We start from the raw sequence: 23,722 nt of genomic DNA, 5'->3' as shown, positions 1-23,722 counted from the left end.
GTCGTGCTGCTCGTCGCCTCGGCGGCGGTGGTGCGCGCGCGGGCGTCGCTGGCGGGCTGCGTCGTCGTGGACAACGACGACTGGGCGTCCGGCATGGGGTCGTCGCTGCGCGCGGGGCTGTCCGCGCTGGCCGGCGCCGGTGACGTCGAGGCGGTCGTCGTGCTGCCCGTGGACACTCCGGGCGTCACGGTGGCGGCGGTGGAGCGGTTCCGGGCCTTGGCGTCACGGGCGTCGCTGGCGCGCGCCTCGTACGACGGCGCGCCCGGCCACCCGGCGCTGACCGGCGCGGACCACTGGCCGGCGGTGTCGGCGGCGGCGGTCGGTGACGCGGGCGCGCGGGACTACCTGCGCGAGCACGGCGCGCTCGACGTGCCGTGCGGGGACGTGGCGGACGGCGCCGACGTGGACCACCCGCGGGACCTCCCCACCTGAACCGGGTACGCGGCGGCGGGCGTTGTGCCACAGTCGTGGGGTGGCGCTTCCCCGGGGTGGACTGCTCGCGTTGGTGCTCGTCGCCGTGGCCGGCTGCACGTCGCCCGGCCCGGAACCCGACCACCGGGCGGAGTCGCCGGTGGCCCGCGCCCCCGACGACCACGACGTCCGCGCCGACCCTCGCCGCCTGCGAGGCCCGGTACCAGGTCGCGGACGTGGCCCAGCCGCCCCCGTCCACACCGGTCCCATCCACGCCGGCGCCCCAGCGCACCCGCGACCACGACGGCCCGCCGAACCCCGTGGAGAACAACCGGTGGAAGCACCGCCCGCCGCTCTCCGCCGGTGACCACGCGGCGGCGCTGACGGCGGCCGGGCTCGTGCGGCCGGAGCTGGAACGGCTGTGCCGGGAGCGGATCTTCGGGCTGGACGCGGCCCGCGGGGTGTTCACCGCGGCCGGCTACCCGGCGAACGACGTGCACGTGCAGCCGTTCACCGCGTCGGCGGACGGCGCCACCCCGCCGGGCGTCGTCTACACGCTGCGCCTGGGCGACCGGGCGTGCGTGATGGGGCACGTCCGGCCGGACGAGGTGCTGCTCGTGGTGGACGGCACCAACGGCGAGGGGACGTGCATCGAGGCGCGCTCGCACTGACCCCGCCGTCGCACTGACCGCGCCGTCCCACCGACCCCGCACGCAGGTCAGGCCGTCGTCGGGCGCTGCTCCTCCGTGTCGGGCTGGATGACCTGCAGCGGCCCCGACGTGAGCCGCGGCACCGGCACGTCCAGCGCCGCCGCAGTCTCCGGGGTCCAGCGGTCCTGCTGGTCCACCTGACCCGCCAGCAGCGCGCCGGCCTCCGCCGTCGCCCGCTGCACGATCTCGCGGGCGCGCTGCTCGGCGTCGGCGAGCCGCCGCTGCGTCTCCTGCTCGGTCTCGTCGAGCAGCACGGCCTGCTGCCGCGCGACCTCCTCGGCCCGCTTGAGCATCTGCTCGCTGCGTTCCCGCGCGTCGGTCTCGAACGCGTCCGCCTTCTGCCTCGCCACGTGCATCAGGTACCGGATGCAGCCGGACACGGCGTTGTCCTTCGAGTAGCCCGCGTGCAGCACCCGGTACTCGGCCAGCTCGCTGCGCGCCTCCTCCAGCTGCCGGATCAGGTCGTCGGCGGTGGCCACCGCGGCGTCCCGGTCCACCCGGAGCACGTCCAGCTCCCGCCTCAGGCGGGCCAGCTCCTCGTCCACCTCTTGCCGGTCGTAACCGCGCAACCGCACGCGGAACGGGATGCCTTGGGACTCGTCGATGTGCATGGCTTCCGCCGTTCCGGACTCAACCCCTGGCCAGCGCCACGAGGTCGTCCATGGTGCCGTTGAACAGGTTCTGGTCGATGGGCGTCGAGGTGTGCTGCCAGATCGCGTGCGCGGTCCAGCGGTACGGCAGCGGGCCGGCGCTGTCGGCGTACCGGGCCACCCACAGCGGGTTGGTGCCGCTGAGGTCGGCCCCGCGGCCGGTGCACCTGTCCCACCACGAGGTGGACGTGTAGATCATGGGCGGGCGGCCCGTCCGGGCGTGGTAGGTCTCGCTGAACTGCCTGATCCACGTCACCATCGCCTCGGGGGTGAGGCCGTAGCACGTGTTGTCGCCGTACGGGTTGTACTCGATGTCGAGCGCGCCCGGCAGCGTCCGGCCGTCGGCGCTCCAGCCGCCGCCGTGGTCGACGAAGTAGTGGGCCTGCGCGGCGCCGTCCGAGCGGTCGGGCAGCGCGAAGTGGTACGCGCCGCGGACCATGCCGACCCCGTACGAGCCGTTGTACTGCTGGGCGTGGTTGGGGTTCCGGTAGCCGGTGCCCTCGGTGGCCTTGACGTAGGCGAACCGCTTGCCCTGGCCCCACCAGTACGGCCAGTCGACGTCGCCTTGGTGACTGCTCACGTCGATGCCGGGGACGGTCGGCCCGTCGAGCGCCAGGTCCGCCGCGGCGACGGGGACCGCGCCCTCGTGCTTCGCGATCTGGGAGCCCGCGTAGTGGTCGGCGGACCCCTCGGGCAGCGACCGCGCCGCCGCCGCGGGCGCGTGCGCGCACGCCAGCAAGGCCACCACGACAGCGGACGTGGTCGTGCGGGACTTCCACCTGTGGGATCGCGCCGCCATGGCACATTCCTCCCCTTCTCCACCGGGTGTCGGTGGAGCGCCGAGTCTCTGGGAAACGGACTACCACCACAACACACAGGACAACCTGTAGATGTTCATTCCACCCGTCCGAATGACGCAAAGCGCCTTTGCAGGCACGCGACGTGACCGCCCGACCCGGGTGGACCGAGATCAATTCCCACGCACCGGCGAAATGAGGGCTTGAAGTGTCATGTACAGGGGCACTCGGTGATGGGCACGACGTACGGAAGGTGGGAACCATGACCTCGACCGAAGTCGACTGGGAGCCGTTCATCGAGTCGCTGCACGAGGCGGCCGGCCTGTGGGATCGCGGCCTGGCGTGCCGGGCCCACCTCCGCGACCTCGCCGAGGAGGTCGACGCGGACGCGCCGCGGGTCGTGCCGATCACCGAGGCCGAGGCCGAGCGGTTGATGCGGGCCGTGGCGTTCCTGGCCCGGCGGCTGAGCGTGGCGGCGGAGTGCGTCGTCTACGTGACCGCGGAGTCCCGGTTGGAGCCCGCCGAGGGCGACCCGGCGGCCCAGGCGGACGCCCTGTCGCTGACGGCGCTGCACGCCGCCGCGATGCGCCACGCCGCCGATCTCGCGAGCGCTGCGTTCAGCCGCTCTGACGCAGCGTAAATACTTCCACGATCGGGTGAACAAAGCCGGGCTAAACGTCGGGGCGCGATTATCCGTACGTTGCAGTGAACCTGGTTCCGCCGGCGTTATCAGTAGCCCGTCCGAGCGTACTTTCGGTACATGCGAACCGCGGATTGTCTCGCGAAACTCGCCGGCCTCTGCCTGGTCGCGGGGCTGCTGCTGGCGGGCGTGGCGCTGCCGGTCGTCGGGGCGGCCGGCCTCGTGTCGAACCGGATGAGCGACCACGTCGCGGCGATGTCGATCAACCTGCTCGACTCGCCGCCGCCCCTGATGACGACCATCACCGACAAGGACGGCGTGCCGTTCGCCTACCTCTACGACCAGTACCGCGTGCTCACCCCACCGGACAAGGTCGCCCAGGTGATGAAGGACGCCCTGGTGTCCGCCGAGGACCGGCGGTTCTACGAGCACCAGGGCGTCGACTGGCTCGCCACGATCCGGGCCGCGCTGCGCAACCAGTCCGAGGGCGCCGTGACCCAGGGCGCTTCGACGATCACCCAGCAGTACGTCAAGAACCACCTGGTGCACGTGCTGGAGCGGCAGGACGTCGGCGGCCAGAAGGAGGCCCAGGAGCAGACGATCTCCCGGAAGCTGCGCGAGGCGCGCATCGCGATGCACGTGGAAACGCAGCTCACCAAGGACGAGATCCTGTCGCGCTACCTGGACGTGGTGCCGTTCGGCGGCACGGTCTTCGGCATCGCCGCGGCGTCCCAGGCCTACTTCGAGACCACGCCCGACAAGCTGACGGTGCCGCAGGCCGCGATGCTCGCCGGGCTGGTCAACAGCCCCACGTTCCTCGACCCGGAGGCCCGGCCGGACAAGGCGACCGAGCGCCGGAACATGGTCATCGACCTCATGGTCGAGAACGACAAGCTCTCCCCCGAGCAGGCCGCGGTGCACAAGCGCGCGCCGCTCGGCCTGGCCAACCCGGTCCGGCCCCTGCCGACCGGCTGCGTCGGCGCGGGGCCCGAGTTCGGCTTCTTCTGCTCGTTCGTGGTGAACCACCTGACCCGCAACGGGTTCCACCTGAACCAGCTCAAGATCGGCGGCTACACGATCCGCACCACGTTGGACCGCACGCTCACGCTGCAGGCCAAGCAGGCCGCCGACGCGCAGGTGCCGAAGACGACGCCCGGCATCGCGAACACCGCGGCCGTGGTGCGGCCCGGCAAGGAGCGGCACGACGTCGTCGCGCTCGTGTCGAACCGCGACTACGGCCTCGACCAGGCCAAGTTCCAGACCCAGTTCGACCTGCCGAGCGGCGTGGAGAACAAGTTCGGCGCAGGCTCGGTGTACAAGGTGTTCACGGCCGCGGCGGCGCTGGAGAAGGGCCTGGGCATCGAGACCGTCATCGACACGCCGAACTCCCACGTCTCGCGCGTGTTCCGCGGTGGCGCGCCGAACTGCCCGGGCACCGGCGAGCCGTCGACGTACTGGTACTGCCTGAGCAACCACAACGACCGCTACCCGCCCCGGATGACGCTGAAGCAGGCGTTGGCGACGTCCCCCAACACCGGGTTCGTGATCCTGGAGGAACGGGTCGGGCTGGACGCCGTGGTCGACATGGCGACGCGGCTGGGCATGCGGGACACGATGGCGACGAACATCGCGGGCGTGCCGCCCGACCCGAAGTCGCAGCGCAAGGACCTGCGGGTGACGCAGGCGGAGTTCTACAAGTCGGCGGGCAACGCGTCGTTCACCCTCGGCCCCGCGCCGACGAACACGTTGGAGCTCGCGAACGTCGCGGCGACGATCATGTCCGGCGGCGTGTGGTGCCGGCCGACGCCGATCGTGGAGATCCGGGACCGGCACGGCCAGGTGGTCCAGTTCGCCGACCCGTGCGAGCAGGTGGTGGAGGAGCCGCTGGCGAACGCGCTGGCGGTCGGGATGAGCGAGGACGACCAGGGCCAGGGCACCGCGGCGGCGGCGGCGAAGCAGTTCGGGTGGACCCGGCCGGCGCTCGGCAAGACGGGGACGACGGAGGAGTACAAGTCGGCGGCGTTCCTGGGCGCGACGCCGGACTACGCGGGCGCCGTGCAGGTGTTCAACGACAGCACGTCGCCGAGCGGCATCTGCGTGAACGCCGGCCCGCCGCGCCTGTGCGGCGAGGGCGACATCTACGGCGGCACCCTGCCCGCGCGGACCTGGTTCGACTTCATGACGAAGGCGCACGCGGGCCTGCCGGAGAAGCCGCTGCCGGCCGTCGAGCCGCGCTACCTCCGGCCCTGAGCCGCGTCGGCGCGGACCGCGGGGCGAACCCGGCGACACCCGGCCGGCCGGGGCCGGCGCGACGTCACACGAGCCGGACCTCCACCCCGGCCTCCCGCAGGCGTGACACCTCGTCCTCCGGGGCGTCCGAGTCGGTGACCAGGACGTCGATCTCCTCGACCGGGCACACCCGGCCGAACGCGGTCCGCCCGAACTTCGAGCTGTCGATCGCGGCGACGACCCGCGCCGACGCCCGCACGGCCGCCTGCTTCACCGCGCCCTCGGCGAGGTCGTGCGCCGACACGCCGTCACGCGCGCTCAGGCCGCAGCTGCCGAGCACCATCGTGTCGAACCGCATCACGTCGAACGCGTGCTCGGTCAGCGGCCCGACGAACGCCAGCTCGCCGGGCCGGACGTCGCCGCCCGGCAGCACGAGCCGCACCTGCGACGCGGCGCGCAACGCGTCCGCCGCGTGCAGGGACAGCGGGAGCACGGTCAGCCGCCGGTCGGTCAGCTTCCGCGCCACCTCCACGGTGGTGCTGCCGCCGTCGAGCACGACCGTCTCGCCGTCGTCGACGAGGGCGGCGACCGCCGCGCCGATGCGCCGCTTGGCCTCCGACCGCTGCCGCGCCCGCGCCGCGTACGGCGTCTCCTCGCCGGTCAGCATGCTGACCGCCGCTCCCCGCACGCGCCGGAGCAGCCCGTCGCGCTCCAACGCGTCGAGGTCGCGCCGCACCGTCATCTCCGAGGCGCCCACCAGTTCCGCCAGGGCGCCGACGGGCACCCGCTCGCCGCCCCTGAGGCGCTGGAGGATCAGCTCGTGCCGCTGCGCAACATCCATGATGTTCATCTGAACACCGATGATGTTCATAGGTCAACACGCTGGCGGGCGGTGGGACGATCCGGTAGGACTTGGCGACACGCTGGTATAGACCACTGGAGGATCGCATGACGAGCGAGACCGTGACCGACTCCGACTACGGCGACGTCGTGCGGAACCACCTGATCCGGGTGGAGCAGCAGAACGCCGCCGCCCTGGACGACGTGGCCGAGCTGCTGCTCGCGAGCGTGCGCGCGGACGGCATGGTGCTGACCGCGGGCGCCGGGCACTCGCTGGCCGCCGTCGCCGAGACGTTCTACCGGGCGGGCGGCCTGGCCTGCGTCCGGCCCGTCTACCACCCCGAGCTCCTCCCGATGCACGGCGCGGTCAGCAGCACGGCGGCCGAGCGCCGCTCCGGCCTGGCCGCCGAGGTGCTGCGCGAGGCGGGGCTCGCCCCGCACGACGTGCTGTTCGTGTTCTCCACCTCGGGCGTGAACCCGTACCCGGTGGAGCTGGCCGTGCTCGCGGCGGACGCGGGCTGCCCGGTGGTCGCGGTGACGTCGGTCGCGGCCAGCGCCCTCGCGCCGCGACGCGCGGGCACCACGCTCGCCGAGAACGCCACCGTGGTGCTGGACAACATGGTGCCGCCCGGTGACGCCACCTACCCGGCCGACGCCCCCGCCATCGCCGCGGTGTCCACGATCGCCACCACGTTCCTGTGGAACCTGCTGATGGTGCGGCTGTTCGACAAGGCCGCCAAGGCGGGCGTGAGCCTGCCGCTGTGGCGCAGCGCGAACGTCGAGGGCGGCGACGCGGCCAACGCGGACCTGCTGCGCAAGTACCAGACCAGGGTGCCCGAACTGGGCTGATCCGGGCTGCGCCGTTGTTCACGAAACCTCCACACGTTCGAGTTAACCTCCGACGTACAAGGGGGGTTATTCGTGAACACGAGAACGAAGCGGTGGGTGCTGGCGGCCGGGGGGCTCACGGCGGTGGCGGTGATCGTCACGGGCGGGATCGTGCTGTGGTCGGACGAACCGCAGGCCGCGCCCAAGCCGTCGCGGCCCGGTCCGGCCGCCGTCGCCCAGCAGTTCGTCAGCGCGATGATGTCCGGACAGGCGGGACAGGCGGCGGCGGTCACCGACGCGGCGGACGCGGCGGGGGCCGCCATCGCCCGCACCCAGCAGGGCATGCCGGACGCGAGGTTCCAGGCGACCATCGGTTCGGCGCCGCAGGTCCCGGAGGGCACGACGACCGCGTCGCTCGACGCGAACGTCACGTGGACGCTGCCCGGCGGCGTGCCGTTCAAGTACCAGACCACGATCGAGCTGCGCCAAGTCGACGACCACTGGCGGGTCCGCTGGGCGCCGACCGTGCTGCACCCGCGGCTCACTGAGGGCCAGAGCCTCGCCTACTCGGCCCTCCCCGGTGACGGCGCCCTGCTCGACCGCACCGGGCAGCCGGTGCCGGCGGGCTTCGCGCCGACCGTGATGGGCTCGGTGCGGCAGAGCGTCGGCTCGCTGGCCGGCGCGCCCGGCTGGCAGGTCGCCGTGGTCGACGCCGCGGGCGCGCCGGTGGCGGTGCTGCAGGAGCAGAAGGCCGTGCCGGGACCGACGATGACGGTCACGCTCGACCCGAAGACCCAGACCGCCGCGCAGGCCGCCGTCGACCAGGTCGGGCAGGCGGCCGTGCTGGTGGCGGTCCAGCCGTCCACCGGCGAGATCCTCGCCATCGCGCAGAACGCGCCCGCCGACGCGCAGGGCCCCATCTCGCTGCAGGGCTACTACGAGCCGGGCTCGACGTTCAAGGTCGTCACGGCCACCGCGGCGCTGACCGCCGGCCTGGCGACCGCGGACACCCCCGTCGAGTGCCCCGGCAAGGCCACCATCGGCACCCGGCAGATCACCAACGAGGACTCGTTCGAGCTGGGCACGGTGCCGCTGCGCCGGGCGTTCGCCGCGTCGTGCAACACCAGCTTCAGCCGGCTGGCCGCCGAGCTGCCCGCCGCCGCGCTGCCGCAGGCCGCCGCCTACTTCGGGCTGGCGTCCGACTTCGCCGTCGCGGGCATCACCACGAACACCGGCAAGATCCCGCCCGCCGACTCCGTGCCGGCCCGGGTGGAGGCCGGCATCGGCCAGGGCCAGATGCTGACCACGCCGTTCGGCATGGCCCTGACCGCGGCCACCGTCGCGACCGGGCGCACCCCCGTGCCGCAGTTGATCCGCGAGATCCCCACCGAGGGCGACCGGCCCGCGCCGCTGCCCGGCAACGTCACGGGCGCGCTGCGGTCGATGATGGGCGAGGTCGTCACCGGCGGCACCGCGCGGGAGCTCGCCGGGTACGGCGGCGTGCGCGGCAAGACCGGCACCGCCCAGTTCGGCGACGGCACGCGGGCGCACGGCTGGTTCATCGGCTACCGCGGCGACCTGGCGTTCTCCGTGCTCGTCGTGGACGGCGGGTCGTCCAAGGTCGCGGTGTCCGCCACCGGCACGTTCCTCGGCGGCCTCTAGCGCCGACGGGTCCGGGTCGGGCCGCCGCGCCCGCCCCGGACCCGTCACACGCAGGCCGGCCGTCACACGCAGACCGACTCGTCACACCGTCACACCGCGCCGGACGTCTCCAGGTCCGCCGCCGCGTCCGAGTCCTCCGGGTCGGGCGTCTCGTCGAACTGGGTGCGGTAGAGGTCGGCGTACCGGCCCCGGGCGGCCAGCAGCCCGGCGTGCGTGCCGCGCTCGACCACGTGCCCGTCCTCCACGACGAGGATCTGGTCCGCCGCCCGGATCGTCGACAGCCGGTGCGCGATCACGATCGCCGTCCGGCCGCGCAACGCCTCCGTCAACGCCACCTGCACCGCCGCCTCGGACTCGGAGTCCAGGTGCGCGGTGGCCTCGTCCAGGATCACCACGCGCGGCCGGGCGAGCAGCAGCCGGGCGATCGTCAGCCGCTGCCGCTCACCGCCGGACAGCCGGTAGCCCCGCTCCCCCACGACGGTGTCGAGGCCGTCGGGCAGCGACTCCACCAGGTGGTCGAGGCGGGCCCGGCGCAGCGCGTCCCACAGCTCGTCCTCGGTCGCCTCGGGCCGCGGGTAGGCGAGGTTCGCCCGGATCGTGTCGTGGAACAGGTGGCCGTCCTGGGTGACCACGCCGACCGCGCCGCGCAGCGACTCGAACGACAGGTCGCGGACGTCCACGTCGGACAGCCGCACCGCGCCGGCGTCCACGTCGTACAGGCGCGGCACGAGCGACGCGATGGTCGACTTGCCCGCGCCGGACGACCCGACGAGCGCCACGAGCTGCCCCGGCTCGACGCGGAAGCTGATGCCGTGCAGCACCTCCTCGCCGCCCCGCGCGTCCAAAGTGGCCACGGACTCCAGCGACGCCAGCGACACCTTGTCCGCCGCCGGGTACGCGAACCGCACGTCCTCGAACTCCACCGACACCGGGCCGTCCGGCACGCGGCGCGGCTCGTCCGGCTCGGCGATCATCGGCTTCAGGTCCAGCACTTCGAACACGCGTTCGAACGACACGAGCGCCGTCATCACGTCGACCCGCGCGTTGGCCAGCGCGGTCAGCGGCGAGTAGAGGCGGGTGAGCAGGAGCGCCAGCGACACCACCGTGCCCGCGGCCAGGTCGCCGGTCAGCGCCAGGTACCCGCCGAGCCCGTAGACCAGGGCCGTGGCCAGCGCCGACACCAGCGTGAGGCCGGTCAGGAACCACCGCGTCGCCATCGCCGTGCGGACGCCGATGTCGCGGACCCGCGCGGCGCGCTCGGCGAACTCCTCCACCTCCGCCTCGGGACGGCCGAACAGCTTCACCAACGTCGCGCCGGGCGCGGAGAACCGCTCGGTCATCTGGGTCGTCATGCCCGCGTTGAGGGTCGCTGCCTCGCGCTGGAGTTCCGCCATCCGGGTGCCCATCTTCCGGGCGGGCAGCACGAACACCGGCAGCAACAGCAGCGCCAACGCCGTCACCTGCCACGAAAGGGTGAACATGACGCCGAGGGAGAGGCCGAGCTGGATCACGTTGGTGACCACGCCCGACAGCGTCGACGTGAACGCCCGCTGCGCGCCGATCACGTCGTTGTTCAGCCGGCTCACCAGCGCGCCGGTGCGCGTGCGGGTGAAGAACGCCACGGGCATCCGCTGCACGTGCTCGTACACGGCGCGGCGCAGGTCGTGGATCAGGCCCTCACCGATGCGCGACGACTGCCACCGCTCGACCAGGCCGAGCGCCGCGTCCACGATCGCGATGCCGGCGATCGCCACCGCCAGCCACACGACGACGGACACGTCCCGGCCGCCGACGATCGCGTCCACCACGCGCCCCGCGAGCACCGGCGTGCTCACCGCCAGGACCGCCGACACGACCGTGAGCAGCAGGAACACGACCAGCTTCGCCCGGTGCGGTCCGGCGAACCCCCACACCCGGCGGAACGTGCCGGGCCGTACCCCGGCAGGCACGTCGGACGCCCGCATCGCGCTGCGCATCAAACCCCAGGAACCGTCCACGGTAGACAGCAACGCCGGCGGAGGGCGTGGCGTTCCCCGCTCGGGTGATCCGGGTCGCGTGGGCGGGCGTCACGTCCACCGCGGCCACCGCGCACCGAAGATCGCGTACCGCCCCGGTGGACAGACCCGGCGGACAGACCCGCGGTCAGGCCGTTGGACAGACCTGTGGTCAGGCTTGGGGACCCGCCAGGGCGCTCAGCTCGGCGAGCCGGCGCACCTGGGCCTCCCGCTCGGCCCGCAGCTGCTCCGCCTCGGACGCGCCGTCCGCCGCCGACGCCAGCAGCGCCAGCGTCTCCCGGACCGCGCCCGGCATCGGCCGCGACACCTGCGCGACGAGGTCGTCCACCGCCGCGTCCAACCCGTCCGCGGGCACGACGACGTTCGCGAGGCCGATCCGCAACGCCTCCTCGGCGCCGACCCGGCGTCCGGTGAGGCAGATCTCGGCCGCGCGCGAGTACCCGACCAGGCGCACCAGCGGCAGCGTGCCGCCCAGGTCGGGCACGAGGCCGAGGGAGGTCTCGGCCATGCAGAACTTGACGTCGTCGGCGGCCACGCGGAAGTCGCACGCGAGGGCGAGCTGGAAGCCCGCGCCGATCGCGTGCCCGCGCACCGCGGCGACCGTCACCCGGGCCGGGTCGCGCAACCAGCGGAAACCTTCCTGGAACTCCGCGATCAGCGCCGCACCGTCCTCGGGTCCGCGCCGCGTGATCTCCGACAGACCCGGTTCGCCCTCCACCGGGGCACCCGTGAACATCCTCCGGTCGAGCCCGGCGGAGAAGGCGCGACCGGAACCCCGGACGACCACGACGCGGACGTCCGGGCCCAGCTGCTCGCCGATCGTCCGCAACGCCACCCAGGTCGACGGCGTCTGTGCGTTGAGCACGTCGGGACGGTCGAGCGTGATCGTCGCGCGCGGTCCCTCGACAACGAGCCGCACGCCTCCGCGTTCCAGCAGGTCGGCGTCGATGGTGGTCGGTGCCGACATGTGTGGACCTCCGGGTTTCGTCAGGCGTCGTCTCTCCTCGGCGCCTAGATGTTACCGGAGGGTAGCTTACTTCTTCTTCGTGCGGGTGGCGCCACCGCGACCGCGCAGCTGCACACCGGACTCGCTGAGCACCCGGTGCACGAAGCCGTAGGAGCGTCCGGTGGACTCGGCCAACGCCCGGATGCTCGCGCCCTTTTCGTACTTCTTCTTCAGGTCAGCGGCCAGCTTGTCCCGCGTGGCGCCGGTGATCCGGGCGCCCTTCTTCAGGTCAGCCACCTTGTCCCGCCTTCCGTAGACAGCAGGTCGGGCCTTGAAAGCCCCTGTCGTCGCAATGATCGAACACGGAGACCAAGAACGCCAGGTGATCAAGCGAAATGATCGGCGAGCGGTCGTGTGATCACGCAGGGTCGATCAGCGCTCACCGTGCGGGACGAGGTGTGAAAACCGTTGGCTCAGGCCAACTGCACGAGCTCCAGGTACTCCTGGGACCAGTGGTCCTCGGTGCCGTCGGGCAGCAGGATCACCCGCTCGGGCTCCAGGGCCTCCACCGCGCCGGGGTCGTGCGTGACCAGCACGACGGCGCCCTCGTAGCGGCGCAGGGCGTCGAGGACCTGCTCGCGGCTGGCCGGGTCGAGGTTGTTGGTCGGCTCGTCCAGCAGCAGCACGTTCGCCGCGCTCGACACCAGCCCGGCCAGCGCCAACCGGGTCTTCTCGCCACCCGACAGGGTGCCCGCGGCCTGGTCGAGCTGCTCGCCGCTGAACAGGAACGTGCCGAGCAGGGACCGGAGCTGCTGCTCCGGCACGTCGGGCGCGGCGTGGCGGATGTTCGCCCACACCGACGCCTCGTGGTCGAGCGTCTCGTGCTCCTGGGCGAAGTAGCCGAGCTTCAGCCCGTGACCGGCGATCACCTCGCCGCTGTCCGGGCGTTCCATCGACCCGATCAGGCGCAGCAACGTCGTCTTGCCCGCGCCGTTCAGCCCGAGGATGACCACCCGGGAGCCGCGGTCGATGGCCAGGTCGACGCCCGTGAAGACCTCCAGCGAGCCGTACGACTTGCTCAACCCCTCGGCCGTCAACGGCGTCTTGCCGCACGGGGCGGGCTGCGGGAAGCGGATCTTCGCGACCTTGTCCGCCTGGCGGGTGTCCTCCAGCCCGGACAGCAGCTTCTCGGCGCGGCGGGCCATGTTCTGCGCGGCGACGGCCTTGGTGGCCTTCGCGCGCATCTTGTCGGCCTGCGCCATCAGCGCGCCGGCCTTCTTCTCGGCGTTGGCGCGCTCGCGGCGGCGGCGCTTCTCGTCGGCGGCGCGCGCTTCGAGGTACTTCTTCCAGCCCATGTTGTAGATGTCGACCTCGCCGCGCGTCGCGTCGAGGAACCACACCTTGTTCACCACGTCGTCCAGCAGCTCCACGTCGTGGCTGATCACGACCAGGCCGCCCTCGTGGGACTTCAGGAACCCTCGCAGCCACGCGATCGAGTCGGCGTCGAGGTGGTTCGTGGGCTCGTCGATCAGCAGGATCGTGCTGGACTTCGCGCCCACGCCCCCCTCGGAGGCGGCGAACAGGATGCGGGCCAGCTCGACGCGGCGGCGCTGACCGCCGGACAGCGTGCGCAGCGGCTGGGCCAGCACGCGGTCCGCGAGACCCAGGTTGGCGCAGATGCGGGCGGCTTCGCTCTCGGCCGCGTACCCGCCGAGGGCGGCGAACCGCTCTTCGAGGCGGCCGTACTTCCGCACGGCGTTCTGCAGCTCGGTGTCGTCCACCAGCTCGGCCATGGTGGACTGCATCTTCTCCATGTCGCGGAGCAGCTGGTCCAGGCCGCGGGCGGACAGCACGCGGTCCTTCGCGATGACCGACAGGTCGCCCTCGCGCGGGTCCTGCGGCAGGTAGCCCAGCTCGCCGGTGCGGCGCACCTCGCCCGCGTACGGCTGGCCCTCGCCCGCGAGGACGCGCAGGGAGGTCGTCTTGCCGGCGCCGTTGCGGCCGACGAGGCCGATGCGGTCGCCGGGCTGGACGCGGAGGGTGGCGCCGGACAGCAGGATGCGCGAACCAGCGCGCAACTCGACATCGGTTGCGGTGATCAAGTTTTACTCCGGGATCGTGGTCGTGCGAGGTCAACGGCGCGGCTCAGCGCGGGACCTACTCGAGCAAGATGACCACGACCCCAGTCTACGGGTGATGGCCACCGGATTTCCCGGGTGTGTCCACCGGCATAGGTCCGACGCATGCCCCACCGCGGGCGACGGGCCTAGATTTGCCGCCATGACTTCGGACTTCACGGGCAGGGCCGCCCTGGTCACGGGCGCGAGCCGCGGCATCGGGTACGGCATCGCGGCGGAGCTGCTGGCGCGCGGCGCGTCGGTCACGATCACCTCGCGCAAGGCCGACGCCGTCGCGGCGGCCGCGGAATCTCTGGCGGCCACGACCGGCGTGTCACCCGATCGGGTGTTGGCGGTGCCGGGGAACGCGGGCAACGCCGACGAGCGGGCGGAGGCAGTCGAGGCCACCGTGGCCCGGTTCGGGCGGCTGGACGTGCTGGTGAACAACACCGGCATCAACCCCGTGTTCGGCGCGTTGATGGACGCCGACCTCGACGCCGTGCGGAAGATCTTCGACGTCAACGTCGTCGCCGCGCTCGGGTTCACGCAGCTGGCGTGGAAGGCGTGGATGCGCGACCACGGCGGGGCGGTGGTGAACATCGCGTCGGTCGGCGGCCTGCGGTCGACCGGCGTGATCGCGGCGTACGGGGCGAGCAAGGCGGCGCTGATCCGGCTGACGGAGGAGCTGGCGTGGCAGCTCGGACCCAAGGTGCGGGTGAACGCCGTCGCGCCCGCCGTCGTGAAGACGCGCTTCGCGGAAGCCCTCTACACCGGGCGCGAGGAGGAGGCCGCCGCCGGCTACCCGATGAAGCGGCTCGGCACGCCGGAGGACGTCGCCCGGCTGGTGGCGTTCCTGGCCTCGGACGCGGCCGAGTGGATCACCGGCGAGACGGTCCGGGTCGACGGCGGCCTGCTCTCCACCGGCACCCTGGGCTGATCCGGCGGCGCTCGAGCCGGTAACCCTTCGAGTACCACTAACCCTTCGATTAACAGTCGAATGCGCCGCTGCCGAGGTGCGGGCGTCCCCAGGAGGGCTCCGGACCTGTCAGCGGGTCGTGGTCTGCAACGCCCCGGTGAGCCTCGGCGTCGTGACGGTCGTCGTGGTGACGGTCGTCGTGGTGAGGCCCACGCCGGTGGTGTTCGGCGTCGTGGTGCGGGTGGGCGTGGCCGGCTGCCCGGTCGTGCCCACCGACGGTCTGGTCGTGGTGGACGTCGGCGGCTGCCCCGTGGTGGCGCCGGCGGTGGTCGACGGCGGCGCGGTCACGGTGGGGCTCGGGGGGACGTGCGGGGCGCTCGTCGTGCTCGTGCCGACCGGCGCGGGAGGCCCGGCCGGGGAGTCGTCCGCGGGGTCCGGCGACTGGTTCAGGGCGACGGCGACCACCACCGCGACCATCGCGGCGGTGCCGGTGCCGGTGGCCGCGACCGCGTAGCCACGGCGGCGGCGCCTGACCCGCGCGCCCCGGTGGACGATGTCCACGGCGCCGAACGTGCGTGGCAAGGGCTGGATGTTCAGCTCCTCGAACGTCTTCCTCAGCTCGTCCTCAAGCACCGCGCGACACCTCCTGCCACAACGCCCCGAACTCCGGTCCCAAACTCTGCCGCAACGCCTTGAGGCCGCGGCTCGTGTTGCTCTTCACCGTGCCCACCGAGCAACCGAGCGCCGCGGCCGTCTCCTCCACCCCCAGGTCGTGCCAGTACCTCAGCACGAGCACCGCCCGCTGCTTCGCGGGGACGGCGCCCAACGCCTGCCACACCACCAGCTTGTCCTCGCTCAACGACCCCGCCGCCGGAACCTCCGGCAGCACGTCGGTGAGCTTCTCCCGTTTCCACCGCACGCGGCGGCGTTCGGCCAGGAACGTGCGCACGACGATCTGCCGGAGGTAGGCGTCCAGCCCGTCCCGGTGCGCGAGCCCCGGCCCCGCCAGGTACAGCTTCAGGAAGGCGGACTGCACCACGTCTTCGGCCTCGTGGTGGTTGCCGCACAACAAGAACGCGGTGAAGCGCATCGAGTCGGCGCACCGGTCGAAGTAGTGGGTGAATTCCGCGTCCCAGCTCACGCCGTCAGCGCCTCGTCGTGACCGTGGTGCTCGTCGGGTACGGCGTCGTCGGCGCCGGCCACGGCGTCGTGGTCGTCACCGGCGGCCTGGTCGTCGTCACGGGCGGCCTGGTCGTGGTCGTCACGGGGACGCCGGGCGACGTCGTGTACGTCGGCGTCACCGGCGGGCGGGTGGTCGACGTCGGCCGCGGCGTGACCTCGACGCTGGTCGTGGACGGCGGCGCGGTGGTGGTCGGCCGCGGCGCGGTGGTGGTCGTCACGGGGACCGACGTGGGCGACCAGGTCGCCGTGGTGCCCGGCGGCTGGGTCGTGGTCCGGACCGGAGCCTCGTCGCCGCCGCCGGACGCGAGCGCGGGCACCGCCACGGCGATACCGCCGAGCACGACGGCCCCCGCCGCCAGCACGAGTCGTTTGCGCAGCACATCTGCTCCTCGGGTTCCTGGAGCCACCGCCGGTCGGCGCCCCCTCACCCTTATGAATGCGGTCGGGTCCGGCGGGGGTTGTCACGAGTTGCCACGAGTTCCCACGGGTTCTCGCAGGCGTCACGGGTTCTCGCGGACCACGACCTCCACCGCCCGCGCCCGCACGGCCGCCTCGTCCAGCACCGCCCGCCGCGGCTCCGGCACGTCCAACACCCTCGGTGACGCCAGCGCGAACACCTCGCCCAACCGGCGGTCACCCCGCAAGGCGTCCAACGCCTGCCGGTCACCGCCCAGCACGACGGCGTCCAACTCGCCGACCCGAGGCGCCAGCACCCGCGCCGCGTCGTCCGCCGCCGCCTGGAGGGCGACCCGCGCCTGGCCCTCCCGCCGCCGCGCGAACCGCTGCTGCGACCACCCGCCGGCCTTGTTGCGCCCGTGCACCTGGCGGCTGTCCGTGGTCGACACGAGCACCTCGCCGTCCTGCGCCACCCCGATGCTGTGCCCGCCGAGCCGCACGAGCAGCAACCCGATCCGGCGCGGCGCGCACGCGTTCGCCAGCAGCGCGTCCAGCACAAGACCATCAACGTCACCCTGAGGGGTGAATTCACCGAACGCGGCGGACACCGACGCCGTGGCCCCGTCCACCGCCGTGACCAGGCACCGGGACGCCGTCACCGACGTCGACACGACACCGCCGTGCCGGGACGCGAACCGGTCGAACCACCCTTCCAGGCGTTCCGGCGGCACCTCCACCGCCCGCCCACCACCGGCGACCGGGCGGACCCGGCTCATGCCGGCGCGACCGCGACCCACACCGGCAGCGGGTGCCCGCACTCGGCGGGCGAGAGCCGCTGCACGGCGCCGAACCCGGCCTCCGCCAGCGCGGCCGAGACCTGGTCGGGCGACAGCACGCGGTGCCGGGTGGCCACGGTGTTCGCCACCTCCCACGTCTCCGCGCCGCGCACCAGCTGCACGACCTCCAGCGCGTACGACTCGCCGTCCGGCGACCAGTCCCACAGCTGCACGGTCACCTGCCGGTCGGGCCCGCGCCCGGACACCTTCGGCGGCGGCGCGGTGGGCCGCAGCGAGCCGAGCTTGTCCAGCTCGGGCACGGCGGCGACGAACAGGCCGCCGGGGCGCAGGGCCTGTCGGGCGAGCAGGAGCGCCTGGTCGAGCGCGTTCTCGTGGGCCAACCGGGGCAGCAGGTCGTCGCCCGCGCGGACCACGTCGACCGGCGGCCCGCCGTGGTGGCGCACGACGTCCACGAGGTCGAGCACGGTGTGGTGGCCGGCACCGAGCACGGCGGCGGCGACCTCCGTCAGCGGGTCCTCCGGCAGGGGCACGAGGTCCTGGGCGGCCGTCACCGGGCACACAGTAGGGCCAACGGAGCGGCCTCCGCCAACGGCCCGAGCCACGCGGGGGCCACCGGGACCGCGATCAGCGCGCGCCGGCTCCGAAGGGGGTGCCGCAGCGGTCGGGCCGCCCCCGTTGCACAATGTTACCGACGGGTTTACAAAGGGAGAAGCACAGGCGATCACCACTTGACAGAACGATGCCCATCCCAGTGAACTCGTAACCCGTATGGACCAACCATTGACTCCGCTCGGAAGGCACCAACGCCCTGCGTTGGCGGGTAGGGTCACTGGGGCGTGATCTCATGACAGCGGGGAGTCACAATGACCAACGCTGCCGGTCGACCCAACCTGTCCGTCGACGACCTCGACTCGACGGGCCACGGCAGTCTTGCGCAGCTTCTCACCACGGGGCCCTTCCCCGAGGCGCTGAGAGCCGCGATCAAAGCGAGCAGGCTGAGTCTCGACCGCATCCAGCACCGGCTCGCGCTGCGCGGGGTCACCATCAGCGTCGCGACGCTGAGCTACTGGCAGTCCGGCCGCCGTCGACCTGAGAGGCCGGAGTCCCTGGAGGCGCTGCGCCACCTTGAGACGGTGCTCGGGGTGCCGCAGTCCGGCCTGTCCGCGCTGCTCGGCCCGCCGCGACCGCGCGGGAGGCGGTCGCGACCCACGACGATGATGCCGATCGACGCGCTGTGGGCGCGTCGCGAGCGGGTCGCGAACCTGCTCACGAAGGTGGACACGTCCTCGGACGTGAAGCTGGGCCGGATCAGCCAGCACGACCGCATCGAGATCGCCGCCGACGGCGGTCAGCGCTCGGTGTGGGTGCGGCAGATCCTCCGGGCCGAGCAGGACGGCCCCGACCGCTGGGCGCTGGTCTTCGAGACCGAGGAGTCCGACGTGCTGCCGGCGGTGGTGAACCTGCGCAACTGCCACCTCGGCCGGGTCGCGGAGGACACCGACGCCAACATCATGGTCGCCGAGATGATGTTCGACCGGCCCCTGGCCAGGGGCGAGACCATCATCATGGAGTACGAGCTGCTGTTCGCGGAGGGCCACTACCCGGCCGGGAACAACACGTTCGCCCGCAAGTTCCGGCTGCCGGTGCGCGAGTACGTGATCGAGGTGCGGTTCGACCCGTCGTACCTGCCCGCCCGCTGCCAGCAGTTCAGCGTCCCCGCCGGTGACGACACGCCGTCGCGGCGGCGCAACCTCGCTCTGGACAACGCGGGCGGCGTGCACGCCGTGGCGCTCGGTTTCGGGCCCGGCGTGTTCGGCATCCGCTGGGAGTGGCCGAAGTAACATATGACGACAAGGGCCCCGGGAGCGCGCTCCCGGGGCCTTTTCACGTCGTGCCGGTCACTCAGACGTAACCGTTGATCTTCAGCGAGACCGCGCGGATCGAGCCGCGGTCGGACGACACCGCGTCCACGACCTTGAACTTCCACGTGCCGTCGACCGGGTCGGCGAGCAGCGCGTTCAACGAGGTGGTGGGCTTCCACGTGCCGGTGAACGGCGCCATCGCGCTGGTCACGGTCGAGAACGCCCGCTCGGCGGAGTCGTCGAACACGACCTGGCACAGGTTGTTGCCGGTCGAGCCGTTGCGCTGGAACACCGTCGCCGTCGCGCCGGACGGCGCGGTCAGCGTGCCGACCAGGTCGCCGACGAACGTGTGGTCGATGCCCACCGTGGTCGCGCCCGTGGCGGCGCTGCATGTGGCGCCGTCGACGGTGAACGCGATCCGCGACCCGCGGCCGACGCCGCTGACCGGGATCTCCACCGTCGCGCCGACCGCGTCGTTGTCGGGGATGGCGACCACGGGGCCCTCGTACGCGAACGTCTTCGTCTCACGCGACGGCTCGCCCACGGTGAGCGTGAACGTGCTCGTGGTCGGCGACGTCGACCCGGCGAAGGTCACCCGCGCGTCCAACCGGACGGCCGAGCCCACCTGCGTCGTCGCGGGCAGGGTCACCTGGAACGTGTTGGTGACCGTCTGGCCGACCTCGACGTTGCCGTAGTGCTTCGACCGCGGCGCGATCGTCACGCCCGCGGTGGGCGTGGTGAGCACGAGGCTGGTCGACGCGGCCAGGCCGTCACCCGAGTTCCGCACCGGGACGGTGAGCGTCGCCGTGGTGCCCGGCTTGAGGTACTGGCTGCCGTCGCTGTCGTTGACCACGGACGGCTTCAGCGCCTTCGCCAACGGCTGCGGCGACGCGCCGGTGTAGGCGAGGACCAGGTCGGCGCGCACGACGCCGGCGCCGGTGCGGTTGTCCGCGCCGGCCTCCGCGATGTCGATCGCGGTCGCGGTCATCGCCTCGCGCACCTCGGCCGGGGACAGGCCGGGGTTGCCGGACAGGACGAGCCCCGCGATGGCGGCGGCGTTCGGCGCGGACGCCGACGTGCCGAAGAACGGGTTGAAGCCCGGCACGCTGGTCTGCACGCCGTCCGCCGCGGTCAGGTCGGGCTTCTGCCGGACCTCGTCGAGCGGGGTGCCGTCGGGCGCGAAGAACAGCCGGCGCGGCCCGTCGGACGTGAACCGCTCGGGCTTCTGCGTGCCGTCGAAGGCGTTCGGGAACGGGCCCCGCGGGTTGGCCGGGTCGCCCGGCTCCAGGTCGAACGGCAGCGGGTTGTTCGCCGGGGCCGCCGCGACGCTGATCGCGCCCTTGGCCGCCGAGTGGCCGCGGGTCACGCCGGACGTCGAGAACTTCTTCAGGCCGTCCGACGAGTCCTTGAAGCGACCGCCCAGGGCGGACAGCGCCAGGTACTTGTCCTCACCGCGGAACTTCACCACGGCCAGCCGCAGACCGGTGCCGCCCGCGGGCGTGGTCAGCCGCTCGTACGGGTCCTGCGTGCCGTCCTGCGTGCCCTGGCTGAACGCCACCACGTTGCCCTGCGCGTTCGCCAGGTACAGGTCGTAGTCGTTGAACGACGACGCCAGCGGGTCCGCCCAGAACAACGTCACCGGGACGTTGCCGGAGCTGTCGGACAGCGGGTTGAACACCTGCTTGGCGTCCGGGGACGGGTTGAAGTCGTGCGCGGTGCCCGCGAACTTGCCGACGCCGACGCCGGAGTCGACGAACCGGCCCTCCCAGTGGCCGGACGTGCCGTCGGCGAGGTTGCCGTCGTTGCCGGCGGAGGAGAAGAACAGCGCGCCGTCGGCGGTGACCGCGTCCACGGCCCGCGCGATCACACCGTCCTGGAACGGCGACTCGTTGAAGTAGAGGACGTCGTCCACGATGACGTCGCAGCCGAGCTGGAAGCGCAGGCCGCGGATGTTGTCGGCGAAGCTCGCGTCACCGTTGAACGCGGTGGCGAAGCCCAGGCTCGCGTTCGGCGCGATGTCGTGGAGGATCTCCAGCATCGCGGTGCCCTCGTCGCCCGAACCCTCTTGGCTGGGCAGGATTTCCACGCCCGCGGGCAGTTCGCCGGACGCCTGCGACACGGCCAGGGAGTCGACGCCGTCGGAGAGCGCGCACAGCTTCACGCCGGTGCCGGTGACGCGGAAGTCGTCGCGGGCGGTGTCCGCGGCGTGCGCGCGGTCGCCCTCGCCGGTCCGGACGGCCCGCGCCCCCAGCAGCGCCTCACGGGTGCGCGACTCGATCTTGGCGGCCTTGTCCTCCTTGGAGGCGACCGGGTCCGCCTTGCGGTCCCGCACGTGGAACGTCTTGGCCTCGACCGCCGTCTCGACGCGGCGCACGTCGCCGCGCGCGGACAGCTTCTCCAGCGCCGCCAACGGAAGTTGGGCGCGAACCGTGCGGCCCTCGGTGGAGACGGACCGGATGCCGCCGCCCGCCGAGCGGACCGCGCCGACCAGCTCGTCGGTGACCTCGTGCGCGCGGATGTCCACCACAACGGTGTTTCCGCTGTGGACCTTCACGCCGGTCTGGAGCGCGGGGAGCTTGCTCAACGTGCCGGCGTTCGCCCGGCGACGGCCCTCCACCACGAGCGCGCTGTCCATTTTGGACTCGGCACCGGTGAGCGACTTCTTGATGTCCTGCAACGCGGCGATCTGCGCGGCCGTCCGGTCCTCGACGCCCTTCGACGCCTTGGTCGGGTCGGCGGAGGCGGGCGACGCGACGCCCAGGGCCAGCAGCACCGCGGCGCCCGCCGCGAGCACGGTGTCTCTTCGCAACCGACGTTTCGGTGAACGCACAGGCGTCTCCCCCAGTTCGTGCGTGCCCCCGACGCACGCGGCCGGCGGTCGGAACGCTCCGACCGAGGGGTCAACGTATTGCGCACGGCCAAGTACCGTCTGCCACCGTTCGGCCTACTTGGTAGATGGTCGAGCCATCACATTTCACAGTACGAAAGCATCCGTCCACAGCTGACCGGTGCGGCCGGACAGCGCGTCGAGCAGCGCCGCGGCCTGGTTGTCGGTGAGCGACGCGATGAAGTCGACCACCGCGCGGCCCCGTGCCAACGCCCGCACGGCGTCCGGTCCCGACGGCGTCTCGCCCGTGGCGCCCACCAGCACGGACGGGTCCGTCCGGGCGAGCACCGCGTACTCGGCGCCCGCCAGCTCCACCAAATCGTGCAACCGGCGCGGCAGCCGGTTCGCCTCGTGCCGGTCGGTGACCCACTGCTCCAGCGCCTCCACCAGCGCCGTCAGCAGCCGCGCCTGGCCGCGCTGGTGCAGCGCCAGGTCGGGGCGCAGCAGCACGAACCGGCGGTGCACGAACTTCAGCACCTGCACCTCGTGCCACTGCGGCACGGCCAGCACCACGTGCCCGGACCGGGTCGTCGGCTCCTCGACCACGCCGACCGAGTCCACCAGCCGCCGCGTCCAGCGGGCGGAGAACCCGGCGACCGCCTGCTCCGCCTCCACCGAACCGTCGAACGGGACGGCGAGCAGGCCGTCCACCAGCTCGGCCCGCACCTTGGCCACGGCGTGCGCGAACGCGTCGTCGTCCACGGCCCACGAGTCCTTGGCGTGCAGCCGGCGGCGCAACGCCTCCAGCGAACGGCCCGGTCGGCGTTCCTGGGCGGCGAGGTCGGCGGCGCTCAGCCCGGCCAGCTCGATCGCGTTGTCCAGCCACGTGTTCAGCTCGGCCGACACGGTGGCGTGCTGGAGCACCCCGACCCGGTGGAAGTCCTCCAGGTCGTGGATGGCGTAGGCGATGTCGTCGGCGGTGTCCATCACCGACGCCTCGACGGTCTGCTGCCACTGCTCCAGCCTGCCCACGTACGGCGCGCGGGACTGCTCCACGTCCTCCAGCTCGGTGACGTAGGCCGAGAACTTGCTGGAGCCGGTGCCCGGCCCGTCGGACGGCTCGGCCGCGCCACGCGGCGGCGCGGACATGTCCTTCGGGTGCGGCCGCGGGTACGACAGGCGCGTCCACGGGTACTTCAGCATCGCCGCGCGCACCGCGACCGTGAGGTCGAGCCCCACCGCGGCCGGGCCGCGCACGTCGGTGGTGGTGACGATCCGGAACGACTGGGCGTTGCCCTCGAACCCGTCCGACAGGCCGAACCGGTGGCGGGCGAGCCGGTCGAGCACCTGCTCGCCGAGGTGCCCGAACGGCGGGTGGCCCAGGTCGTGCGCCAGCGAGGCGGCCTCCACGACGTCCGGGTCGCAGCCGCCGAGCTTGTCCAGCAGGTTGGTGTGCTCGGGGCGGGCGTTGAGGCGTTCCGCGATGGCCCGCGCGGCCTGGGCGACCTTGAGGCTGTGCGTGAGCCGGTTGTGCACCAGCAGGCCCGAGCCGGTCGAGCTGACGACCTGCGTGACACCGCCCAGGCGGGCGAAGAACGGGGAGCTGGCGACCCGGTCCCGGTCGACCCGGAACGGGCTCGTGGCGAGATCGGCCTGGACCGGGGCGTTCCCACCGGAACGCCGCCGCGTCCGGGGATCGGCGTGCTCGTCGTGCATGACCAGAACTTAGTCGCACCGCCGCGGCTCGGCTCGTGCCCGGTACGCGGACCGCCGACCGTCACCGGTTCGCCACCGTCTGCAATGCGGTTCTGAACGCAAAAATGCCCTCAGGGGCATCCGCACAAAACGGATGCCCCTGAGGGTCAACGATATGTTCGGCGGCGTCCTACTCTCCCAC

22 protein-coding genes are annotated in these 23,722 nt (G+C 72.7%); 8 read left to right on the top strand and 14 right to left on the bottom strand.

The window, feature by feature from the left end; genetic code table 11:
• On the top strand, window positions 1-432 hold a 432-nt coding region (locus tag ACFQ3T_RS19580), incomplete at its 5' end, for a nucleotidyltransferase family protein (protein WP_380724747.1).
• Window positions 433-647: 215 nt separating this feature from the next.
• Window positions 648-1,082, top strand: a complete 435-nt coding sequence (locus tag ACFQ3T_RS19575; protein WP_380724746.1) for a hypothetical protein — start codon at window positions 648-650, stop codon at window positions 1,080-1,082.
• Between the two features lie 47 nt (window positions 1,083-1,129).
• On the opposite strand, the gene ACFQ3T_RS19570 is transcribed toward ACFQ3T_RS19575, so the two are convergent.
• Both ACFQ3T_RS19570 and ACFQ3T_RS19565 read right to left on the bottom strand, forming a co-directional pair.
• On the bottom strand, window positions 1,130-1,732 hold the full coding sequence (locus tag ACFQ3T_RS19570; RefSeq protein ID WP_380724745.1) for a DivIVA domain-containing protein: 603 nt from the start codon (window positions 1,730-1,732) through the stop codon (window positions 1,130-1,132).
• A gap of 19 nt (window positions 1,733-1,751) precedes the next feature.
• A complete protein-coding gene (locus tag ACFQ3T_RS19565) occupies window positions 1,752-2,570 on the bottom strand; it encodes a lysozyme (RefSeq protein ID WP_380724744.1) in 819 nt (272 codons plus the stop codon).
• 260 nt (window positions 2,571-2,830) lie between these two features.
• Between ACFQ3T_RS19565 and ACFQ3T_RS19560 the strand changes: the two genes are divergently transcribed.
• Together ACFQ3T_RS19560 and ACFQ3T_RS19555 are read left to right on the top strand one after the other, a co-directional pair.
• Window positions 2,831-3,208, top strand: a complete 378-nt coding sequence (locus ACFQ3T_RS19560) for a hypothetical protein (protein ID WP_380724743.1) — start codon at window positions 2,831-2,833, stop codon at window positions 3,206-3,208.
• 120 nt (window positions 3,209-3,328) lie between these two features.
• Window positions 3,329-5,458, top strand: coding sequence for a transglycosylase domain-containing protein (locus tag ACFQ3T_RS19555; RefSeq protein ID WP_380724742.1), 2,130 nt, complete (start codon window positions 3,329-3,331; stop codon window positions 5,456-5,458).
• A 64-nt stretch (window positions 5,459-5,522) separates the two neighbouring features.
• On the opposite strand, the gene ACFQ3T_RS19550 is transcribed toward ACFQ3T_RS19555, so the two are convergent.
• Window positions 5,523-6,278, bottom strand: coding sequence for a DeoR/GlpR family DNA-binding transcription regulator (locus tag ACFQ3T_RS19550; RefSeq protein WP_380724741.1), 756 nt, complete (start codon window positions 6,276-6,278; stop codon window positions 5,523-5,525).
• Between the two features lie 107 nt (window positions 6,279-6,385).
• Between ACFQ3T_RS19550 and ACFQ3T_RS19545 the strand changes: the two genes are divergently transcribed.
• Together ACFQ3T_RS19545 and ACFQ3T_RS19540 are read left to right on the top strand one after the other, a co-directional pair.
• Complete coding sequence (locus ACFQ3T_RS19545) at window positions 6,386-7,126, top strand: SIS domain-containing protein (RefSeq protein WP_380724740.1); 741 nt, start codon at window positions 6,386-6,388, stop codon at window positions 7,124-7,126.
• Between the two features lie 72 nt (window positions 7,127-7,198).
• Window positions 7,199-8,767, top strand: a complete 1,569-nt coding sequence (locus ACFQ3T_RS19540) for a penicillin-binding transpeptidase domain-containing protein (protein WP_380724739.1) — start codon at window positions 7,199-7,201, stop codon at window positions 8,765-8,767.
• A gap of 89 nt (window positions 8,768-8,856) precedes the next feature.
• Here the strand turns inward: ACFQ3T_RS19540 and ACFQ3T_RS19535 are convergent, their stop codons facing one another.
• From ACFQ3T_RS19535 to ACFQ3T_RS19520, 4 genes are all read right to left on the bottom strand, one after another.
• Window positions 8,857-10,764: an ABC transporter ATP-binding protein gene (locus ACFQ3T_RS19535; RefSeq protein WP_380724738.1), complete on the bottom strand. Its 1,908-nt coding sequence runs from the start codon at window positions 10,762-10,764 to the stop codon at window positions 8,857-8,859.
• Window positions 10,765-10,933: 169 nt separating this feature from the next.
• Window positions 10,934-11,749, bottom strand: coding sequence for an enoyl-CoA hydratase/isomerase family protein (locus ACFQ3T_RS19530; protein WP_380724737.1), 816 nt, complete (start codon window positions 11,747-11,749; stop codon window positions 10,934-10,936).
• A gap of 66 nt (window positions 11,750-11,815) precedes the next feature.
• Window positions 11,816-12,025, bottom strand: coding sequence for a helix-turn-helix domain-containing protein (locus ACFQ3T_RS19525; protein ID WP_015103570.1), 210 nt, complete (start codon window positions 12,023-12,025; stop codon window positions 11,816-11,818).
• Window positions 12,026-12,201: 176 nt separating this feature from the next.
• The gene (locus ACFQ3T_RS19520; RefSeq protein WP_380724736.1) at window positions 12,202-13,830 is read right to left on the bottom strand and encodes an ABC-F family ATP-binding cassette domain-containing protein; all 1,629 of its coding nucleotides are present in this window, start codon (window positions 13,828-13,830) and stop codon (window positions 12,202-12,204) included.
• Between the two features lie 178 nt (window positions 13,831-14,008).
• Between ACFQ3T_RS19520 and ACFQ3T_RS19515 the strand changes: the two genes are divergently transcribed.
• Window positions 14,009-14,782, top strand: a complete 774-nt coding sequence (locus tag ACFQ3T_RS19515) for an SDR family oxidoreductase (RefSeq protein ID WP_380724735.1) — start codon at window positions 14,009-14,011, stop codon at window positions 14,780-14,782.
• Between the two features lie 108 nt (window positions 14,783-14,890).
• Here ACFQ3T_RS19515 and ACFQ3T_RS19510 read toward each other — a convergent pair whose 3' ends face one another.
• The 5 genes from ACFQ3T_RS19510 to ACFQ3T_RS19490 form a co-directional block, all read right to left on the bottom strand.
• Window positions 14,891-15,394, bottom strand: a complete 504-nt coding sequence (locus ACFQ3T_RS19510; RefSeq protein WP_380724734.1) for a hypothetical protein — start codon at window positions 15,392-15,394, stop codon at window positions 14,891-14,893.
• Window positions 15,387-15,902: a SigE family RNA polymerase sigma factor gene (locus tag ACFQ3T_RS19505; RefSeq protein ID WP_380724733.1), complete on the bottom strand. Its 516-nt coding sequence runs from the start codon at window positions 15,900-15,902 to the stop codon at window positions 15,387-15,389. The genes ACFQ3T_RS19510 and ACFQ3T_RS19505 overlap by 8 nt, the downstream gene beginning before the upstream one ends.
• 4 nt (window positions 15,903-15,906) lie before the next feature.
• On the bottom strand, window positions 15,907-16,323 hold the full coding sequence (locus tag ACFQ3T_RS19500) for a hypothetical protein (RefSeq protein ID WP_380724732.1): 417 nt from the start codon (window positions 16,321-16,323) through the stop codon (window positions 15,907-15,909).
• Window positions 16,324-16,443: 120 nt separating this feature from the next.
• Window positions 16,444-17,115, bottom strand: a complete 672-nt coding sequence (locus tag ACFQ3T_RS19495) for an acVLRF1 family peptidyl-tRNA hydrolase (RefSeq protein ID WP_380724731.1) — start codon at window positions 17,113-17,115, stop codon at window positions 16,444-16,446.
• On the bottom strand, window positions 17,112-17,687 hold the full coding sequence (locus ACFQ3T_RS19490) for a hypothetical protein (RefSeq protein ID WP_380724730.1): 576 nt from the start codon (window positions 17,685-17,687) through the stop codon (window positions 17,112-17,114). The genes ACFQ3T_RS19495 and ACFQ3T_RS19490 overlap by 4 nt, the downstream gene beginning before the upstream one ends.
• A 312-nt stretch (window positions 17,688-17,999) precedes the next feature.
• Here ACFQ3T_RS19490 and ACFQ3T_RS19485 point away from each other — a divergent pair, with 312 nt between their 5' ends.
• Window positions 18,000-18,977, top strand: a complete 978-nt coding sequence (locus ACFQ3T_RS19485; protein WP_380724729.1) for a hypothetical protein — start codon at window positions 18,000-18,002, stop codon at window positions 18,975-18,977.
• A gap of 61 nt (window positions 18,978-19,038) precedes the next feature.
• On the opposite strand, the gene ACFQ3T_RS19480 is transcribed toward ACFQ3T_RS19485, so the two are convergent.
• Window positions 19,039-21,792 carry a S8 family serine peptidase gene (locus ACFQ3T_RS19480; RefSeq protein ID WP_380724748.1) on the bottom strand — a complete coding sequence of 918 codons (2,754 nt, stop codon included), beginning with the start codon at window positions 21,790-21,792 and terminating at the stop codon, window positions 19,039-19,041.
• Between the two features lie 180 nt (window positions 21,793-21,972).
• Window positions 21,973-23,541: a deoxyguanosinetriphosphate triphosphohydrolase family protein gene (locus tag ACFQ3T_RS19475; protein ID WP_380724728.1), complete on the bottom strand. Its 1,569-nt coding sequence runs from the start codon at window positions 23,539-23,541 to the stop codon at window positions 21,973-21,975.
• Between the last annotated feature and the right edge of the window lie 181 nt (window positions 23,542-23,722).

The organism is Saccharothrix hoggarensis (assembly GCF_042678885.1).
In the GTDB taxonomy this organism is placed as follows: domain Bacteria; phylum Actinomycetota; class Actinomycetes; order Mycobacteriales; family Pseudonocardiaceae; genus Actinosynnema; species Actinosynnema hoggarensis.
The sequence above is the reverse complement of the archived record's forward strand: the minus strand, read 5'-3'. Positions and strand labels throughout refer to the sequence as shown.

Bases quoted from the DNA above. Each gene is read 5' to 3' on its own strand.
- ACFQ3T_RS19570 (WP_380724745.1), bottom strand. From the start codon at position 1,732: ATGCACATCGACGAGTCCCAAGGCATCCCGTTCCGCGTGCGGTTGCGC.
- ACFQ3T_RS19565 (WP_380724744.1), bottom strand. From the start codon at position 2,570: ATGGCGGCGCGATCCCACAGGTGGAAGTCCCGCACGACCACGTCCGCT.
- ACFQ3T_RS19560 (WP_380724743.1), top strand. From the start codon at position 2,831: ATGACCTCGACCGAAGTCGACTGGGAGCCGTTCATCGAGTCGCTGCAC.
- ACFQ3T_RS19555 (WP_380724742.1), top strand. From the start codon at position 3,329: ATGCGAACCGCGGATTGTCTCGCGAAACTCGCCGGCCTCTGCCTGGTC.
- ACFQ3T_RS19550 (WP_380724741.1), bottom strand. From the start codon at position 6,278: ATGGATGTTGCGCAGCGGCACGAGCTGATCCTCCAGCGCCTCAGGGGC.
- ACFQ3T_RS19545 (WP_380724740.1), top strand. From the start codon at position 6,386: ATGACGAGCGAGACCGTGACCGACTCCGACTACGGCGACGTCGTGCGG.
- ACFQ3T_RS19530 (WP_380724737.1), bottom strand. From the start codon at position 11,749: ATGTCGGCACCGACCACCATCGACGCCGACCTGCTGGAACGCGGAGGC.
- ACFQ3T_RS19515 (WP_380724735.1), top strand. From the start codon at position 14,009: ATGACTTCGGACTTCACGGGCAGGGCCGCCCTGGTCACGGGCGCGAGC.
- ACFQ3T_RS19495 (WP_380724731.1), bottom strand. From the start codon at position 17,115: ATGAGCCGGGTCCGCCCGGTCGCCGGTGGTGGGCGGGCGGTGGAGGTG.
- ACFQ3T_RS19485 (WP_380724729.1), top strand. From the start codon at position 18,000: ATGACCAACGCTGCCGGTCGACCCAACCTGTCCGTCGACGACCTCGAC.
- ACFQ3T_RS19475 (WP_380724728.1), bottom strand. From the start codon at position 23,541: ATGCACGACGAGCACGCCGATCCCCGGACGCGGCGGCGTTCCGGTGGG.